This is a genomic window from Corallococcus silvisoli, from assembly GCF_009909145.1.
Taxonomy (GTDB): domain Bacteria; phylum Myxococcota; class Myxococcia; order Myxococcales; family Myxococcaceae; genus Corallococcus; species Corallococcus silvisoli.
Genome location: NZ_JAAAPJ010000005.1, coordinates 575,799 through 593,422, shown reverse-complemented (window position 1 = coordinate 593,422; position 17,624 = coordinate 575,799). Strand labels below are relative to the sequence as shown.

Here is a 17,624-nt window from a genome sequence, read left to right as displayed (position 1 = left end):
CTTGAAGCGCGGCTTCCTTGCTGCCCTGTTGCTGAGTGGCGCGAGCTTCGCGCTCGCCTGCTCCGACACCACCTCCACCGCGGGCGCCGCCGGTCTGTCCGGCACATACGACGTGGTGCTCTCCAACCAGCTCGTCTTCGTCACCTCGCAGGACCGGGACGAGCTGCGCGTGCTGGACTTGAGTCGCACGCCGCGTGAGTTCATCCCCGCGCCCAATCCGCTGGAGCCGCTCGCCATTCCGGTCATCGCGCGGCCCGACTCGCTCACCCGGGACGTGGGCTACGACGCCAAGGGCGCCGACGTGTCCGGCCCCTACATCTACGCGCGCAACTCCGGTGGCCGGAGCATCTCCGTGGTGGCCGCCGACCGGACGCGCCTCAACGAGGTGACGCGCCTGGCGACCGGCCAGCTCATCACCGCCTTCGCCGCGCACGCCCCGGTGGCGGACGGCGCGCCGAGCGTCCTGTACTACGCGCTCCAGACGCGCCCGGAAGCCGCCGAGCAGCTCTGTGGCCCCTTCGGGGGGGGCGTCGTGATGCGCCAGGAGCTGCCCGGTCCGGAGGGCTTCGACGCCGCCGCGCTGCCTCCCGCGCTGCCCGTCTTCTGCCTGAAGGCCGCGGACACGGTGCTGTCCATGATCACGCTGCCCGCCCGGGCGGATGCCACGGACTCCCTGGTGCTCGCCATCCGCAACGTCTCCGGCACCAGCCGGCTCGTGCGCGTCGTCGCGGACCAGCAGTCGGTGGAGATCCCCTACAAGCGTCCACGCCCCGCGCCCTTCGCGGTGCCGGACTACACGGACCTGGTGGACATTCCGGCGCGGCTCGTCGTCACGCACCCCAGCTTCATCCCGGAGGGGGGCAGCGAGGCCAACCCGGTCCCCGCGGGTCGCTACGTGTACGTGGTGCTCGACGAGCTCACGTGCGTCTCGTCGGATTGCGAGGGCATCATCGCGCTCGACAACGGGCCGGATCCGCTGGTGCCGTCCGCGGCGCCCGTGCTCGCCCGCGACGTCACCGGCGCGGCCATGCTGACCCTGCGACCGTCCGCGGGCCTGCCCACGGGGCTCACCCTGCGCTCGGGTTTGGAGGTGCGTGAGCTGCTCGCGAACAGCGTCGCGTACCTCACCGCCATCCCGCTGCTGGGCATCATGCCGTCGTCCAGCGGGGAGATCACCCTGTTCCGCGCCGACGAGCTGCGCGCGTTCAACCTGGATCGCACCGTCACGACGGATCCCGTGACCAACGTGGAGAAGATCGTCTCCTTGGACTCGTCGGTGACCGTGGAGCTGCGCGACGGCAACGAGGTCGCCCGGTCGGACCAGTTCCAGGCCATCACCGTGGTGGAGCCGGGCTGCCCGCAGGTGGAGGCGACCAACGCCACGGCCTTCCTCTGCAACGGGACGGTCCCCAACGGGACCTACCGCTTCGTCTACCAGGGCCTGCTTCCGGGGCTGCTCAACCTGACGCGCGACCTGACCGTGACCGACCCGCCGCTGCTGATTGAAACGGAGCTGGCCGTCTCGCGCGGCGTGGTTCCCGGCGATTCCTTGGTGCTGTCGAACAACGGCGGCAACTGTGCGCAGCCCGTCCGGATCCTCCGCCTGGAGGATCAGGGCAACGGCTTCACGCGGCTCTTCGCGGACACGACGGACGCGACCACCGCCGCCGCGCTGGAGGCCTGCGCTACATACCCGTACTTCTCCGTGCGCGCGGGGCCGCTCGTGAAGCCCTACGTGCTCTATTCGGGCCTGGAGACCAGCGATACCTTCGTGCAGCGGCTGGACATCAACGAGCCCTACACGGTCTCCAGCTTCCTGGATTACTACTACCACCCGAATGGCTTCGACCTGGGGCTGAGCCCGCCCAAGTCGCCCACCACCTACGTGCCCGCGCCGCTCAAGCTCACGCTGACGGCGACGTTCGCGGACGCCACGCGCCTGAACCCGGGGGACCGCTACGTGGTGACGCTGCTGCCGCGCTTCCGCCGGTTCGTCTTCGGCGTGGACACCAGCTCGACGAGCAACCTGGCGGCCTACACCCTGCCTGGGACCGTGGTCGCCACGGACGTGGACGGCTCGAGCCTCGCCTACATCGCGTATCCCTCGGCGGACGGCGTGCTCCAGGTGGCCCTGGAGTCGATCAGCGACAACGCGTTGAACCTCCAGTATCTCCGGGCCTTCCAGTAACTGGGCGGCCCCGGCCGGCTCTGGTATCGTCCCCCAGGTCCAGCATTTCCCGAGCCAAGAACGATGATCGATCAGAACTCCCGTCCCGCACGCAAGGTCGGCATCGCCGAGCACCTGTGGGAGACGTACGAAGAGATGGCCCAGCAGATGGGGTCGGATCGCGACGCGCTCATCAATCAGGCGCTGTTCATGTTCGCGCGCCTCAACGGCTTCATCGACGTGAGGACGAAGGCGGAGCCGGCGGTGGCGGCCGTGCCGTCGCCCACGCCGTCTCCGCGCCCCGTCTCCGCGCCGCCGCCGGCCGCCGCGGCCAAGAGCGGGCCGCCGGTGCTCGCGCCCGCGCGCGCCGAGGCTCCCGCCGCCCGGCCCTCCGCGCGCAACGTGGACGAGCGCCCGTCCTCCAACGGCCTGGACAATGATCCGGTGCGCCGCGAGGTCGCCGAGCGCGTCCTGGAGACGGCCGCCGAGCTGGAGCGGCTCATCAAGGGCAAGAACGAGCCGCCTCCGCCCTCCGCCGACGACATGATCGAGGACGAGGAGGAGCCCCTGCCGGAGCAGGAGGATCCGCCGCTCGACGAGATGGAGGACGAGCCGCCGGAGGAGGCCGAGGAGGAGCAGGCGGAGGAGGCCGAAGAGGAGGGCGCGGCGCTCTACCTGGTCATGGAGTCCGGCGAGGAAGAGAAGATCGTCAAGGACCGCTACGTCATCGGCCGCGGCAAGCACTGCGACTTCGTCATCAACTCCGGCAAGGTGTCACGCGAGCACGCCGTCATCGCCCGTGACGGCGGGGACTTCTACATCGAAGACCTCGGCTCCTCGAACGGGACCTGGTTCAACAAGCAGCGCATCAAGCGCCGCAAGGTCGAGGACGGGGACGAGTACTTCATCTGCAGCGAGAAGATCCGCCTCGTCATCCACTGATGACGCAGAGCCCCACGGTACGAGGGTCTTGTTCAGGAATTGACGGGCTCCAGGCCTCCATTGTTTGATGGGGGTCGCCTGCTTCCCAGGGAAGCAGGTGCCGAATGACACCTGTTCAGCTCGCGCTTTGGACGATTCTGGGAGTGGCCCTCGTGATTGCGGCGGTGAGCGACGTGCTGCGCCGGCTCATCCCGAACGCCGTGACCTATCCGCTCATCGTGCTGGGGCTCGGGGTGCGCGGGGTGTCCGAAGGGGTGGGTGGGCTGGAGACGGGGTTGGTGAGCGGGGTGCTGGCGGGCGCGGGGCTCGCGCTGCTGCTGGTGCCGGGTGCGCTGCGCGGGCGCATGGGGTGGGGTGACGTCAAGCTGATGGCGGCCGTGGGCTGCGTGCTGGGCTTCCCCACGGTGCTCGCGGCGGCGGCCTTCATTTCGCTGGTGGGAGCGCTGCAGGCGGTCGTCACGCTGCTGTGGCAGGGGGCCGTCTGGGACACGCTGGCGGGGGTGGTTCGCCGCTGGGCGGTGCGCATGAAATGGCTGCGCGAGGAAACCTCGCCCGCTCCCGTGCGACACATCCCCTACGGCGTCTCCATCGCGCTCGGGACTTTCTGGGCCATGTGGTGGCAGCAACAACATCTGGGATAGCGCGCCGGCGTCCGGGCGCGCGCACGCAAGAAGGGGATTCACACGATGTCCACTCGCTTCACGCAAGCCCTGGCGCTCAGCGCCCTCGTCACCCTGGTGGCCGCTGCCCCCGCCCTTGCCCAGGAGGGCAGCACCGTCAGCCTGGGCGTGGGTACCCAGAAGGTGCTCACCATCCCCGGCCTCAGCCGCGTCGCGCTGGGCGATCCGTCCATCGCCGAGGTGAAGACGCTGGGCACCGGCCAGCTGCTCGTCACCGGTAACCAGGAAGGCAAGACGACGCTGCTGGTGTGGAAGTCCTCCGGGCAGCGCATCAGCTACCTGGTGACGGTCCGCAAGCAGGACCCCAACGAGGTCATCTCGGAGATCAAGCGCCTCCTGGGTGAAATCGAAGGTGTGTCCGTGCGCATGGTGGGTGACCGCATCTACCTGGACGGTCAGGCGTACACCACGCAGGACGCGGACCGCATCGAGCAGGTGGTGAGCCTCTACCCGAACGTGAAGTCGTTCGTGAAGATCGCCCCCAACGCGAAGAAGCTGGTCGCCCAGAACCTGAACGCGGCCTTCCAGAAGGCGGGCCTGAAGAACGTGCAGGCCAACGTGGTGGGCGCGACCATCTTCCTGGAGGGCTCCGTGGAGAGCCAGCAGGACCTGCAGAAGGCGGAGCTCATCACCAAGGCCATTGGCGAGAAGGTGGAGAACCTGCTCGTCGTCGGCATCAAGCGGATGATCCTCTCCGAGGTCCAGTTCGTGGAAATCCGGCGCAACAGCCGCGACCGCTACGGCATCAAGTACCCCACGGACATCACCGGCTCGCTCACCGCGACCGTCAACCTGACCAAGTCGCTCATCCCCTCCGCGGACGCCGTCTCCGGCCTCATCCTGGGCGCGACGGGCGGCTCGGACCTGAGCATCGGCTTCCAGTCCAATGACGGCTACGGCCGCCTGCTGGCGCAGCCCAAGCTGGTCTGCGCCAGCGGTGAGAAGGCGGAGTTCCTCGCCGGCGGCGAGGTGCCCATCCCGCTCATCACCAACACGCAGTTCACGGTGGAGTACAAGCCCTACGGCGTCATCCTGAAGATCCGCCCGACCGCGGACCGCAACGGCAACATCCAGACGGAGGTGGAGGCGGAGGCCTCTGAAATCGACACCTCCGTGTCGGTGTCCTTCGGTGGTTCGTCCGCCATCCCCGGCTTCCGCACCCGCAAGGTGAAGACCAACGTCACCGTGCGCCACGGTGAGACCATCGTGCTGTCGGGTGTGTTCAGCCACGACGAGCAGAAGGCCGTCGCGAAGCTGCCGGGCCTGGGCAACATCCCCATCGTGGGCGAACTGTTCAAGAACCGCGCGTTCGACTCCACCAAGCGCGAGCTGGTGATCTTCGTCACCCCGCGCATCGTGAACCCGGACTCGGACAAGGTCCGGAGCATCATCGAGGACGTGAAGACCCGCTACAAGCAGGCCCGTTCCGAGGTGAACTTCAACATCTTCGACTGAGGCAGGCGCCTGCCACGGGCGCGACACCTCTGTTGGATCCGGTCAGGGCCGGCCCCGTTCCCCGCTGCTGGGGGGAGGGTGCCGGCCCTTCCGTTTGCGGGCAGGCGAGCGAGCGTCGCAGGAGTCTTTGAGGTCGTGGGATGGCTTGGTAGCATCCCTGCCCATGTTTCTCATCACGCTGACGGAGAAGGGCGGCGGGTCGGAGCAGCGGGAGTATCCCAAGAACGAGATCACGATCGGCCGGCTCGCTGGCAACGACATCGTCCTCGCCAAGGGAAACGTCTCCAAGACCCACTCCCGCATCGTCGAAAAGGACGGGCGCTTCATCATCGTGGACATGAAGTCCACGAACGGCACCTTCGTGAACGGCAAGAAGATCGCCGGGCCCATGGTGCTCAAGCCCACCGACCAGGTCTCCATCGGCGACTACATCCTCAACGTGGAGGCGCTGGACGACGCGCCCCAGGATGAGCCCGCCGACGAGGCCTACGACGAGGAGCAGGGCGAGGAGGCCTACGAGGAGGAAGAGCCCTACGAGGAGGAGGAGCCCTACGAGGAGGAGGCGCCGCCGCCCGCCGCCGCCGCTCCCAGCCGCATGCCCGCGTCCATGGCCGCGGCCATGGCGAAGAACAAGCGCAAGGTGGACCCCCGGCTGGAGCGCTACTCGCGGCTCCAGAAGGAGATCCACGACCGGCTCATCGAGTACCTGGACCTGCGCCGGATGGACATGGACCGGCTCGGGGACGAGGAGCTGTGGCGCCGCACCGAGAAGGCCATCCGCGACATCATCGACCAGATGGAGGCGGACGGAGAGCTTCCGACGGACGTGGACCGCGAGGAGCTGCTCACCGACGTCATCAACGAGGCGCTGGGCCTGGGGCCCCTGGAGGCGTTCCTCGCGTCGGAAGAGATCAGCGAGATCATGGTGAACCACGCCAACCAGATCTACATCGAGCGCAAGGGCAAGCTGACCCTGTCGGAGAAGACGTTCTCCTCCAACCAGGCGGTGCTCGGCGTCATCGAGCGCATCGTGGCGCCCATCGGTCGGCGCATCGACGAGTCCAGCCCGCTGGTGGACGCGCGCCTCAAGGACGGCAGCCGCGTCAACGCCATCATCCCGCCGCTGGCGCTCAAGGGCCCCTGCATCACCATCCGCAAGTTCAAGAAGGACGCGCTGAAGATCCAGGACCTCATCAAGTACAAGACGGTCACGGCGCAGATGGCCGAGTTCCTGGAGATGTGTGTCACGGCCCGCCGCAACATCGTCATCTCCGGCGGCACCGGCTCCGGCAAGACGACGACGCTGAACATCATCAGCTCCTTCATTCCCGAGGGCGAGCGCATCATCACGGTGGAGGACGCCGCGGAGCTGCAGCTGCCGCAGGACCACTGGGTGCAGCTGGAGAGCCGCCCGCCCAACCTGGAAGGCAAGGGCGCCATCACCATCCGCGAGCTGGTGAAGAACTGCCTGCGCATGCGGCCCGACCGCATCGTCGTGGGGGAGTGCCGCTCCGGTGAGACGCTGGACATGCTCCAGGCGATGAACACCGGCCACGACGGTTCGCTCACCACGCTGCACGCGAACACGCCGCGAGACGCCATCGCGCGGCTGGAGACGATGGTGCTCATGTCCGGCATGGAGCTGCCGGTGAAGGCCATCCGCGAGCAGATCGCCAGCGCCGTGCACCTCATCGTGCAGCAGACGCGCTTCTCCGACGGCACGCGCAAGATCTGCTTCATCACGGAGGTGTCCGGCATGGAGGTCGACATCGTGACCCTCCAGGACATCTTCTATTTCAAGCAGGACGGCTTCACGGAGGACCACAAGGTGCGGGGGCGCTATGTGGCTTCGGGCTTCGTCCCGAAGTTCTACGACGAGCTCCAGCGCAAGGGCATTCCGGTCAACATGAGCATCTTCCGCGAGGACTGACGCGCCCATGGCAACCCTGGTCGTCCGTCATCCTGACGGCACTGAGCACGAGCACGAAATCGCCGGCGAGCTGAAGATCGGCCGCCAGCAGGGCAATGACCTCGTCCTCACGGAAGGGGGCGTGTCGCGGCAGCACGCGCGCCTCTACGTGGAGGGCAACACCGTCTATGTCGAGGACGGGGGGAGCCAGAACGGCACCTTCGTGGACGGCGAGCGCATCGAGGGGCCCACGGCGCTGACGCCGGCCTCGCAGGTGCTGCTGGGCGACTACGAGCTGAAGCTCAAGGCGAGCGCCCGGGGCAGCAGCGGCCGTCGCGCGGCGGTCCCCGCGTCCGGCGACCCCGCGACGCTCGCGGACGCGCCCGTGAAGGGCACCCGCGCCATGCCCAGCATCCGGGCCAAGGCCACCCAGAACGGGGCGGCGAAGCCCGAGGGTTCGGCCCTGGCGAGGCGGCCGGCGCGGTCGCTGCCCGCCGGCGCGGCGGCGGCGGGCGCGGGCGCGGGTCCCATGCTCAAGGGCATGACGGGGCCGTGGGCGGGCAAGTCGTATCCGCTGAACGGCACGGTGCTGGTGGGCCGGGCGCCGCCAGCGGCGGTCGTCCTGGATGACGACTCGGTGAGCCGCAAGCACGCGGAGGTGGAGCGCGCGGGCACCGTCGTGCGGGCGCGCGACCTGGGCAGTGCCAACGGCACCCTGCTCAACGGCGAGCTGCTGGGCGAGGAGTTCGTCGACCTGCAGCCCGGCGATGTCCTCCAGTTCGGCGTGGTGGAGATGGCCTACGAGGCGTCCGACACGCCCGTGCGGCGTCCGGGGTCGGGCGGGGCGCCCCCGGCGCGGCGTGGCGGCCGGGGTGAGCCCGCGGCCAACAGCCGACGCAAGCTGGTGGTGGTCGCCGGGGGCGTGATCGCGCTCCTGGCGGTGGCGGCGGTGGTGAAGGCGTCCGTGGGGCCGGGCGCGGGCAAGAACCCGAAGGCCGGGCCGGCCGCGCCGTTGGATCCCGCGCAGCAGGTGCAGGAGTTGCTCAGCGAGTGCCGCTCCTATGCCTCCAACGAACTGGGAGCGCCCAACTGGGAGCGGGCCGAGGCCACCTGTGAGAAGGCGCTGGATCAGGATCCCATCAACGTCGAGGCGAACAACCTCATCCGGCGCATCAAGCTGGAGAAGGAGGCCTTCGACAACTTCGAGGCCGCGAGGAAGGCCAGCGAGCTCAACCGCGAGAAGGACAGCCTGACGCTGCTGCGCAAGATTCCGAAGGAGAGCGAGTACTTCCGCCGCGCCCGCGCGAAGGCGCGCGAGACGGCGGCGCGCTTCGTGGAGCGCGCGAAGGATGACTGCAAGCGCTACCTGGCCAACTCGCAGTGGAGCGCCGCGGTGCCGCGCTGCCAGGACTTCATGGAGGTGTGGTGCCAGAAGCAGAGCAAGGAGGACCTGGAGCCGCCCATCGGTCAGACGCTCCGCCTGGAGGGCGGCCTGCGCAAGAACGAGTGGCGCCCGAAGGACCCCATGTTCGTGAAGTTCCTGGTGGCCCGCACGAAGCTGGACCGCAACGCGATACCCTGGACGTGCCCGGTGTCCGACATCCTGGCGCAGGACGAGCTGGGGCCGGACCAGGCCAGCGAGGTGCGCGCGATGATGAACTCGCGCTACGCCCCGAAGCTGATCCAGGCGGCGATGATGGACTACTGGACCGGCCGCGGCAGCGAGGCGCTGGCGACGCTCCAGAAGCTGCGCTCCAAGGAGGACCAGGCGCAGTACCACGCCCAGGTGGACGACCTCATCCGGGACGTGTCCAACGTGGATCAGCTCTTCAAGACGGGCGAGAGCGCGCTCACCAACAACGACCCCGAGCGCGCCGTGGCGCCGTTCAAGGAAGCGCTGACGACGGACAAGCGCCTGATGGCGGAGCTGGCGGAGACGCACCTGTCGTTCTACCGGAAGAACATCTTCCAGGACATGGCGACCGCGTCGTACCTGCGCGGCAAGCACTTCGCCGACCGCGAGGACCGGCGCCGGGGCTGCCGCATCTGGAAGCTGGGCTTCGACTTCTACAAGGGCAACACGGACCTGAACCGCGTGGTGGCCTTCTGCTCGACGCAGGCGCAGAACGCGCTGAACGCGGTGGGCAGCTGCTCGGACCTGACGGCGGTGGAGGACTACGCCGTGCCGGGTGACGGCATCGCGGAGCAGGTCGCGACGAAGAAGGCGGAGCTGAAGTGCCGGTGAGCTGAAGCGCCGGTACGGGCTTCATGGACAGGCGCCGGGAGGCGCGCTAGGGACGGGGGATGGCCGACACCAGCCCCCCGCGCTCCGAGCGCCGCCTGGCGCTCTTCGACGCCTCTGGCTTCATCTTCCGCGCCTACCACGCCATCCCCCCGCTCACGACGAGCAAGGGGGTGCCCACCAACGCGGTGCTGGGCTTCACCCGCATGGTGCTCAAGGCCCTGCAGGACCTGAAGCCCACCCACGTGGCGCTCGCGTTCGACAAGTCGGGCCGCGTGGAGCGTCAGAAGATCGACCCCACGTACAAGGCGAACCGCAAGGCGCCACCCGAGGATTTGACGCCCCAGTTCCCGCTCATCCGCAAGGTGGGGGACGTGCTCAACCTGCCCTCGCTGGACGCGGAGGGCTGGGAGGCGGACGACGTCATCGGCACGCTGGCGCTCCAGGCCAAGGCGGCGGGCTTCCAGGTCCTGGTCGTCACCAGCGACAAGGACTTCATGCAGATCGTCGACGAGGACATCACCCTCTTCGACCCCGCGAAGAACAAGCGCATCGCCATCGCGGACGTGCAGGAGAAGCTGGGCATCCTGCCCATGCAGGTGCGCGACTTCCTGGCCCTGGTGGGCGACGCGGTGGACAACGTCGCCAAGGTCCCAGGCGTGGGCGACAAGACGGCGGTGGAGTTGCTCCACCAGTTCGGTGACGTGGAGACGCTGCTGTCGCGGCTGGAGGAAGTGAAGAAGCCGAAGATCCGCGCGGCCCTGGAGTCCCACCGCGACAGCCTGGTGCGCGCCAAGCAACTGGTCACCTTCAACACCACGCTGCCCCTGGGCGTGAAGCTGGAGGACCTCATCCGCCGCGCCCCGGACGCCACGCGCGCGCGCGACCTGTTCACGGAGCTGGAGTTCTTCGCGCTCCTGCGCGACCTGCCGGCGGAGGAGGCCCCGCGGCCGGAGGTGGCGCCGCTGAACCTCACCACCACGCTGATCACCACGGAGGAGGAGCTGCGCTCCCTGGCGGACGCGGCGAAGGCCGCCGGGGCCCTCACGCTGGTGCCTGCCTTCGAGGGCATGCCCTTCGCGGCGCCGCTGGTGGGCCTGGGCGCGGCGCTGCCCGACGGCACCACGCGCTACGTGCCGCTGCGGCACCAGCAGCTGGGCGCCACCCAGGTGCCGGTGGCGGCCTTCACCGCGGTGATGAAGGACGTGCTGGCGGACGCGGCGGTGAAGAAGGGCGGGCACGACCTCAAGGCGCTCACGCTGGTGCTGGCCAACGAGGGGCTGTCGCTGGGGGGCGCGCACGACGACGTGGAGCTCCTGAGCTACCTGCTCAACCCTTCGCGCCGGGAGCACGCCCTGGCGGACCTGGCGCGCGAGCGGCTGCGTTCGGAGCTGCCCGCGCTGCCCGCGTCGGTGGAGGGCAAGAAGGGCCGGGCGCTGGCGGACCACGGGCCGGAGGAGGTGGCCGCGGCGTACGCGGTGCGCGCGGACGCGGCGCGCAGGCTGGCGCCTGAGCTGTGGCGCGAGCTGGAGCTGGGCGGGCTGGCGGAGCTGGCGCGCACGCTGGAGCTGCCGCTGTTGCCCGTGCTGGCGCGGATGGAGCGCGAGGGCGTGAAGCTGGACGTGGCGGAGCTCGCGCGCACCTCCGAGCACGTGGACGTGGAGGTGAAGGCGAAGGAGGCCGAGTGCCACCAGGCCGCGGGCCACGTCTTCAACCTGGGCTCCAACCCGCAGCTGGCGCAGGTGCTGTACGAGGAGCAGAAGCTGCCCATCCTCAAGCGCGGCAAGACGGGCCCCTCCACGGACCAGGAGGTGCTGGAGAAGCTGGCGGAGGAGCACGGCAGCGTGCTCGCGCGGGCGCTCATCGAGTACCGCGGGCTGTCCAAGCTCAAGAGCACCTACCTGGACACGCTGCCCACGCTGGTGGCGAAGGACGGGCGCATCCACACCACGTACCACCAGGCGGCCACCGCCACCGGGCGGCTGTCCTCGTCCGACCCGAACCTCCAGAACATCCCCATCCGCACCGAGCTGGGCCGGGAGATCCGCCGCGCCTTCGTGGCGGACGCGGGGCACCAACTGGTGAGCGCGGACTACTCGCAGATCGAGCTGCGGCTGCTGGCCCACATCGCGGAGGATCCGGTCCTCATCGACGCGTTCCGCAACGACGAGGACATCCACAGCCGCACGGCGGCGGAGATCTTCGGCGTGGAGCCCAAGGCCGTGGACCGCGAGCAGCGCCGCGTGGCGAAGATGGTGAACTTTGGCATCGCGTACGGCCTGTCCGCGCACGGCCTGTCCACGCGCCTGGGGATTTCACAGGAGAGCGCGCGCGACGTCATCGAGCGGTACTTCACCCGGTACGCGGGCATCCGTCAGTACCTGGAGGACACCGTGGAGAAGGCGCGCAAGGTGGGCTTCGTGGAGACGCTCGATGGCCGCCGCCGCCTGATGGGCGACCTGCTCTCCAAGAACCGGGGCGTGGCGCAGGCCGCGGAGCGGGCCGCCATCAACATGCCCATCCAGGGCACCGCCGCGGACCTGATGAAGAAGGCGATGCTGGCCGTGGACGCCGCGCTCCGGCAGGAGAAGCTCCAGGCGCGCGTGCTGCTCCAGGTGCACGACGAACTGCTCTTCGAGGCGCCGGACGCGGAGGTGGAGACGGTGAAGGCCCTGGCCGTGAAGTGCATGGCCGCCGTCGCCCAACTGAAGGTGCCGCTGAAGGTGGACGTGGGCTCGGGCCGGAGCTGGGCGGACGCGCACTGACGCGCCTCGCGGGCCCACGGCCTCGCGGACGAAGACATGCGGGAGAGCGCCCACCCCCGTAGGCGCCCTCCCGCGACCCCCGTCCCAATTCCCCCTGACAAAACATGCCGATCCGTCCGACCGGCGGAGCGCGCGGACCCCCATCCACGCGTTCCGGCGTTCGAACCTGTGTGCGCGCTCACCGCTCCCCCGAGCAGGAGCACGCTCCCTCAAGGCGCATCGCGGACCCCCATCCGCGACAGCGCACCCTCCCGCCAGACCCCGGACCCTCCTGTTGAGAGAAGCGTCAAGCCGGACGGATCGGCAAACCCTTGCGACATCACCTCAGCGCCACCCGCGCGCTGGAATCCCACTCAGTGCATCGCGGACCGCTCGTCGCGACGGCCCACCGGGGCCTTGCGCGCATGGGACGGTCGCTCGAAGTACTCCACCACCAACCCGCCAAAGGGCACCCGCGGCCCATCCGCCTTCGGGTCCGCCAGCCGTTGGAGGAGCGCCACCGCGCTGTCCACGGCCTCGTCCAGCGCGCGGTTGATGCGCTGGCGCTCCGCGTCCCCTCCGCCCAGGACCTCCAGGGCGTCCACCAGGCACCGGCGCAGCAGCGCGAACTCGTCGTGCAGGGCGCGCGCGCCACGCTCCGGCGCCAGGCGCAGCACCGCGCGGGTGCGGCTCCACGGGCTGGACTCCACGCCTTCCAGCGTCAGTCCCAGCTCCCGGACGAAGGGCTCCACCAGTCCGTCCAGCAGGCTGGCGACCGGAGCGCCCTGGCCCTCGTGCGCCGCCAGACGCATCCGCCGCCACAGCGCCGCGATGCGCTCAGGCTGCTTGCTGAAGACCCGGGCCGCCCCGGCCTTCTTCCGACCCCGCTCCGCCGCCATGTCCGCTGTCGTCCGCATCGCGAGCAGGGACATAGCAAGGGCTTTGCCAACGCCAGACGTGTCCCCGTTCCCAGTGAATCCAAACCCTTGGGCAGAGGCGCGGCCCCGGAGGGAGGCCGGAGTGCGTAAATCCTACGGGGCGGTTGTTGAAATCCAGGGGGTGGGGGGAAGAACCTTCCCTGCCTGGGCAGCGCGGGCCCTTCAGTGGAGCGTCGGCTTGGGCGGACGGCCCGCCGGGGACTCGCCTTCCAGCTCGTACTCGCCGCTGGAGGACTCCGGCTCCTCGTCGCCCGCGCCCAGGTCCTCCGGGGCTTCTGGCAGGGCGGAACCAGACTCCAGCGCCTCCGGAGCGCCCTCCAGGGCTTCCGGCTGGGCGGGGGCGGCGGAGGGGTTGGGCGGCGCGGGCGTGGTGGCGCCAGGCCACTCCGGCCAGGGCAGGGCGGGGGAGAGGGGTTCGGCGCCGTCCACCGGCCCCGCGGCGCGGGCCGCGGCGAGCAGGCGCAGCGCGGCGTCCTCGGCGGCGTCCTCGGCGGCCAGCTCCGTCATCCGCGCGGCCTTCTGCCGCATCCGGCGCACGAAGGCGGCCACGCACAGGACGGAGGCGGTGAGCCACAGGAGCGCGGAGCTGGTGGTGAGCGGCAGCCAGCCGTAGCGCGCCGCGAGCCCGTTCCTCCAGTCCTGCTCCTCCAGCAGCAGCGACGAGTGGAACGCCTTGCCGAAGGCCTGCTCGAAGGGCTCACCCGCGCGCACGCCGTCCACCAGCAGCCCCATGGCATGCGGGCCATGCTTCCCGGTGAGGTACGCGACGAAGGCGGCGCTCTGCGCATAGGCGATCTCCACGTCCGCGGGCACGTCCGGCCAGTCGTCGGACAGGTCCTCGAAGTGGAAAACGCGCTCCTGCGTCACCGCCCGGAAGAGGGCGGTGTAGTGGGCGACGGAGTAGCGCTCGTCGGTGAGGTTCTGCGCCACGCCCTCCTGGAACCAGCGCGGCCAGTCCTTCGCCAACTGCCCCAGCGCCACGTGCGCCAGCTCGTGGCGGAGCGTGGTGGGGCCTTCCGCGTCGCTCAGGCTCAGCGCGTCCAGCAGGATGATTTGATGCCCGGGGTACGCGAGCGCCACCGCCCAGCCCGGGGGCTTGCCGCCCGGCAGCGCCAGCGCCTCGAACTCGTCCCGGCCCACGCCCAGGCGGATCTCCGTGGTGCCCGGCCAGTCGCGCCCGAGCATCGCGCCGAAGGCATCCCGCACGCCTTCAATCTGCCCGGCCAGCGCCCGGGCCGCGCCCGCCGCCTTCGCTGTGTGGAGGATGACGAAGCGCTGCGTGCGCAGCTCACCCGCCACCAGCGCGGGGCGGGCGTGGGGCACGAGCGCGGCGTCGGTGACGACGGCCTCCGTGGCGTGGATGCCGCGCGGACCCTCTTCCTGCGCGAACACCCCGGGCGAGGCCAGCAGCATCATCAGGAATGCGAACAGGCGGAGCATGCGTGGCCTCACGGTCCACCAGAGATAACAGCCTCGACCGCCGCCGCATCAACCCCCTCCACCCTCAATCGCTTACGGCGCGACGTGTCACCGGCGGTGAGTGTCACCTGCCGACGGGGCACACCCAGCCTTTTGGCGATGAATTCCACCAGGGCGGCATTCGCTTCGCCATCCACCGGGGGCGCGGCGAGCTGAATCTTCAGCTGGCCGTCATGTTCGCCCACCACCTTCGTGCGGGACGCGCGCGGCTGGACGAGCACCGTCAGCTCCACTCCCTCCGGCAGCGCTTTGAGCCAGGGGGCGGGCACCGGGGCGCTAGTCGTTGGAGGTGGCCTTCTTCTGCGACAGGAAGGAGACGTTGTCCTCCACGCGCGCGTAGTCGCGGTCCGCGAAGGTGGGGGCGGCGAAGGTCTCCAGCAGCTTGCGGTGGGCCTCCACCACGGAGCGCACCTGCGATTCGAACTGGGTGCGCTGACGCTTGAGCTCGTTGATGTCCTCCACGACCTGCACCAGCCGCTGGTGCGCGCCGTGGACGATCTTCTCCGCCTGGTGCTCCGCGTCCGCGATGATGATCTCCGCTTCCTTCTTCGCGGCGTCCTTCAGGTCCTCGCTGATGCGCTGGGCGGTGACCATCGTCTCCTGGAGGGTGCGCTCGCGCTCCTGGTGCGTTTCGAGCTTGTGCTGCGTGCGCTTCAGCTCCTCCTTGAGCGCGATGTTCTCCTTCACCACCTCCTCGAACTCGCCGGCGATCAGCTCCAGGTACGCGCCCACTTCGGGACGCGCGAAGCCGCGCATCGCCGTCTCGAAGCGCTTCTGCCGGATGTCGAGCGGGGTGATCTTCATGCGCGCCAGTCTAACCCATACACGGGCGCACTCCAGGAATCGGCCCCGGGGGCGGAGACGCGCGGGGTGCCTGGGTCATGGCGCCTGGCGGGCGGGCAGGCGGGCAGCCGGGCCTCAGGGGGCCGGGGCCGTGGAGGCTTCCCACTGAGACGCCACCGAGCGCGCGGCGTTCTGCACCGCGTAGCCCAGGCGGCTGTCCGCGGCCACGTCCTGCACGACCCGGCGCGCGGTGGCGGTGCGCTGGTAGAGCAGGCCCCCCAGCGCCTGGATCTTCAGCGCGTCCGGCAGGCGCGGGTGGCGCACGACGTTGCCCAGGATCTCCTCCGCGCGGCGGTGCTGGAAGAGCGCCACCGCGCGCAGCGCCGCCTGCTGGATGCGCGGGTTCGGGTCCCAGATGTACGCGGCCAGCGGGTCCAGGGCGCGCGCGTCCCCCAGGAGCGCCAGGTCCTCGATGGCGAGCGTGCGGATCTCCTCCGGTGCCGGCTCCGCGGCCCACAGCAGGCCCCTCAGGAGGGCGGCGTCCGGGGAGGGCGCTTCCGTGGGGGGCCGGGCGGCCTTCTCCGGCGCGGCCTTCTCTGGCGCGGCCTTCGGGGAGGCGGCCCTGGCCGGGGCCGACGGGGCCTGGGCGTGGGCGGCGGCGGTCAGGAGCAGGGCGGCGGCGAGGAGCGGTCGCATGGGCCTCGTTCTACCCGAAACCCTGGAGGCCCGGCAGCACGGCACCCCCATCCCCTGGGTCGGTGGCGACATTTTCTTGACGGGATCGCCGGACGTGGGAGGTTGCCGCTGCTACAGGCGTGTTGCGAACGGAGGGCGAAGAGACCATGGGTGCGGCGGTCGCGAGCTGGCAGACACTGGAGAATGTCACGGTGGAGTGCACCCACTGCGGCGTGATGATGACGCTCCAGGCGGGAAGCCGGGTGAAGTACTACCGGTGCGGCTCATGCCACCGCTGGGTGTCCAGCACCTACAGCGAGGTCTTCCGCGCGGACGCGAAGATGCGCACGCACCCGGTGAAGGACACCGCGGACGCGGATGCGCGCTTCGTGGAGGTGAAGGACCGGCTGGACAAGTGGCTCACCGCCGTCCAGGAGCAGTGCCCGTACCAGACGATGGGCGTCTCGCCGCTGGATTCGCCGGACGTGGTGCGCGCGCGGTTTCACGCGCTGGCCATGGAGCGGCACCCGGACCGGGGCGGCTCCGCGGAGCAGATGCGCGAGCTGAACGCCGCCTACGAGCGCATCCTCAAGCACCGTCAGCGCAAGCGGCTGGAGGCCCTGTCCTCCGGCACCGCGTCGCGCGTGGCGCCCGCGTCCGTCCTGCCCGCGCGCAGCAGGTAGAACCAGAAGAGCGCTCCCAGCGACAGGCCCAGCCCCACCTTCGCCCAGGTGGGGAAGAGGTGGCCCGGGGAGATGAAGCCCTCCACCATGCCGATGCCGGCGAGGAAGGGCGCGCAGCCCACCACCAGCTTCACCGCCTCGCGTCCGCGCGCCTGGAGCGCCTGCGCGCGGGGCAGCTCACCAGGGTCGATGAGCGCCTGGCCCACCATCAGGCCCGCGCCGCCCGCGATGACGATGATGGACAGCTCCACCGGCCCGTGCGCGGCGATGAAGTCCAGGAAGCCCACCGTCATGCCCTCGCGGAAGCACAGCGCGCCCACCGCGCCAATGAGCACCCCGTTGTTCACGAGCGTGAAGATGGGCCCCACGCCCAACAGGATGCCGGACGCGAACGCGAACAGCGTGACGGTGAGGTTGTTGGTGGCGATGCCCGAGGCCACCGCGTTGGGCGGCGCCACCGACAGGATGTCATCCGTCCACATGCGCCCCTGCGCCACGTAGCGCCGCACACCCTCCGGCACGAGCAACTCCGCGCCGCGCGGCTCCAGCGTCACCACCAGCGCGCCCAGCAGCAGCCCCAGCACCAGCATCCCCGCGCTCACGCCCACGAAGCGCGCCTCGCGGCGCAGGGTGGCCGGGAAGTCGCGAAGGAAGAAGTCTCGCGTGGAGGCCCAGCGCTCGCGGGGGGGCTGGTAGATGGCGCCGTAGGCCTGGCCGCAGAGCTGGTTGAGGAAGCGGTGCGCGTCCGTGCCCGGGTAGAACGTCTGCGCCCGCGCCAGGTCCGCGGACGCGCGCCGGTAGAGCGTGTCCAGCGTTCGCAGCTCCTCCAGGTGCAAGCGGCCCGCGCGCTGGCGCGCGAGCAGCGCCTGGAGCGCGTCCCAGTCCGGGCGGCGCCGGGCGACGAAGGCGGGCAGGGGCGTGGCCATG

Annotated in this window: 14 protein-coding genes; 8 read left to right on the top strand and 6 right to left on the bottom strand. The window is 70.1% G+C overall.

What is annotated here, in order from left to right:
- Position 1 precedes the first annotated feature (1 nt).
- The 7 genes from GTY96_RS11435 to polA all read left to right on the top strand — a co-directional run bounded on the left by GTY96_RS11435 (position 2) and on the right by polA (position 12,160).
- On the top strand, positions 2–2,188 hold the full coding sequence (locus tag GTY96_RS11435) for a hypothetical protein (protein WP_161664700.1): 2,187 nt from the start codon (positions 2–4) through the stop codon (positions 2,186–2,188).
- Positions 2,189–2,251: 63 nt separating this feature from the next.
- Positions 2,252–3,109 carry an FHA domain-containing protein gene (locus GTY96_RS11430; protein ID WP_143901270.1) on the top strand — a complete coding sequence of 286 codons (858 nt, stop codon included), beginning with the start codon at positions 2,252–2,254 and terminating at the stop codon, positions 3,107–3,109.
- A 104-nt stretch (positions 3,110–3,213) separates the two neighbouring features.
- Positions 3,214–3,750 carry an A24 family peptidase gene (locus GTY96_RS11425; RefSeq protein ID WP_143901268.1) on the top strand — a complete coding sequence of 179 codons (537 nt, stop codon included), beginning with the start codon at positions 3,214–3,216 and terminating at the stop codon, positions 3,748–3,750.
- 45 nt (positions 3,751–3,795) lie between these two features.
- Positions 3,796–5,244 (top strand): type II and III secretion system protein family protein, encoded by a 1,449-nt coding sequence (locus GTY96_RS11420; protein ID WP_143901266.1) that lies wholly within the window; start codon positions 3,796–3,798, stop codon positions 5,242–5,244.
- A gap of 163 nt (positions 5,245–5,407) precedes the next feature.
- A complete protein-coding gene (locus tag GTY96_RS11415; RefSeq protein ID WP_143901264.1) occupies positions 5,408–7,174 on the top strand; it encodes an ATPase, T2SS/T4P/T4SS family in 1,767 nt (588 codons plus the stop codon).
- Between the two features lie 7 nt (positions 7,175–7,181).
- Positions 7,182–9,398: an FHA domain-containing protein gene (locus GTY96_RS11410; RefSeq protein ID WP_161664699.1), complete on the top strand. Its 2,217-nt coding sequence runs from the start codon at positions 7,182–7,184 to the stop codon at positions 9,396–9,398.
- A 59-nt stretch (positions 9,399–9,457) separates the two neighbouring features.
- On the top strand, positions 9,458–12,160 hold the full coding sequence (polA, locus tag GTY96_RS11405; RefSeq protein WP_161664698.1) for a DNA polymerase I: 2,703 nt from the start codon (positions 9,458–9,460) through the stop codon (positions 12,158–12,160).
- A gap of 353 nt (positions 12,161–12,513) precedes the next feature.
- Here polA and GTY96_RS11400 read toward each other — a convergent pair whose 3' ends face one another.
- The 5 genes from GTY96_RS11400 to GTY96_RS11380 form a co-directional block, all read right to left on the bottom strand.
- Complete coding sequence (locus tag GTY96_RS11400) at positions 12,514–13,071, bottom strand: hypothetical protein (protein ID WP_143901259.1); 558 nt, start codon at positions 13,069–13,071, stop codon at positions 12,514–12,516.
- Between the two features lie 168 nt (positions 13,072–13,239).
- A complete protein-coding gene (locus GTY96_RS11395; protein WP_161664697.1) occupies positions 13,240–14,517 on the bottom strand; it encodes a peptidase MA family metallohydrolase in 1,278 nt (425 codons plus the stop codon).
- Positions 14,518–14,525: 8 nt separating this feature from the next.
- A complete protein-coding gene (locus tag GTY96_RS11390; RefSeq protein ID WP_143901255.1) occupies positions 14,526–14,825 on the bottom strand; it encodes a DUF167 domain-containing protein in 300 nt (99 codons plus the stop codon).
- A 7-nt stretch (positions 14,826–14,832) separates the two neighbouring features.
- The gene (locus GTY96_RS11385) at positions 14,833–15,360 is read right to left on the bottom strand and encodes a DivIVA domain-containing protein (RefSeq protein WP_143901253.1); all 528 of its coding nucleotides are present in this window, start codon (positions 15,358–15,360) and stop codon (positions 14,833–14,835) included.
- A gap of 114 nt (positions 15,361–15,474) precedes the next feature.
- Complete coding sequence (locus tag GTY96_RS11380) at positions 15,475–16,035, bottom strand: HEAT repeat domain-containing protein (protein WP_143901251.1); 561 nt, start codon at positions 16,033–16,035, stop codon at positions 15,475–15,477.
- A gap of 146 nt (positions 16,036–16,181) precedes the next feature.
- Here GTY96_RS11380 and GTY96_RS11375 point away from each other — a divergent pair, with 146 nt between their 5' ends.
- Positions 16,182–16,697, top strand: coding sequence for a J domain-containing protein (locus tag GTY96_RS11375; protein WP_143901249.1), 516 nt, complete (start codon positions 16,182–16,184; stop codon positions 16,695–16,697).
- Here the strand turns inward: GTY96_RS11375 and GTY96_RS11370 are convergent.
- A complete protein-coding gene (locus GTY96_RS11370) occupies positions 16,613–17,623 on the bottom strand; it encodes a stage II sporulation protein M (protein WP_143901247.1) in 1,011 nt (336 codons plus the stop codon). The two genes, GTY96_RS11375 and GTY96_RS11370, sit on opposite strands and share 85 nt — an antisense overlap.
- Between the last annotated feature and the right edge of the window lies 1 nt (position 17,624).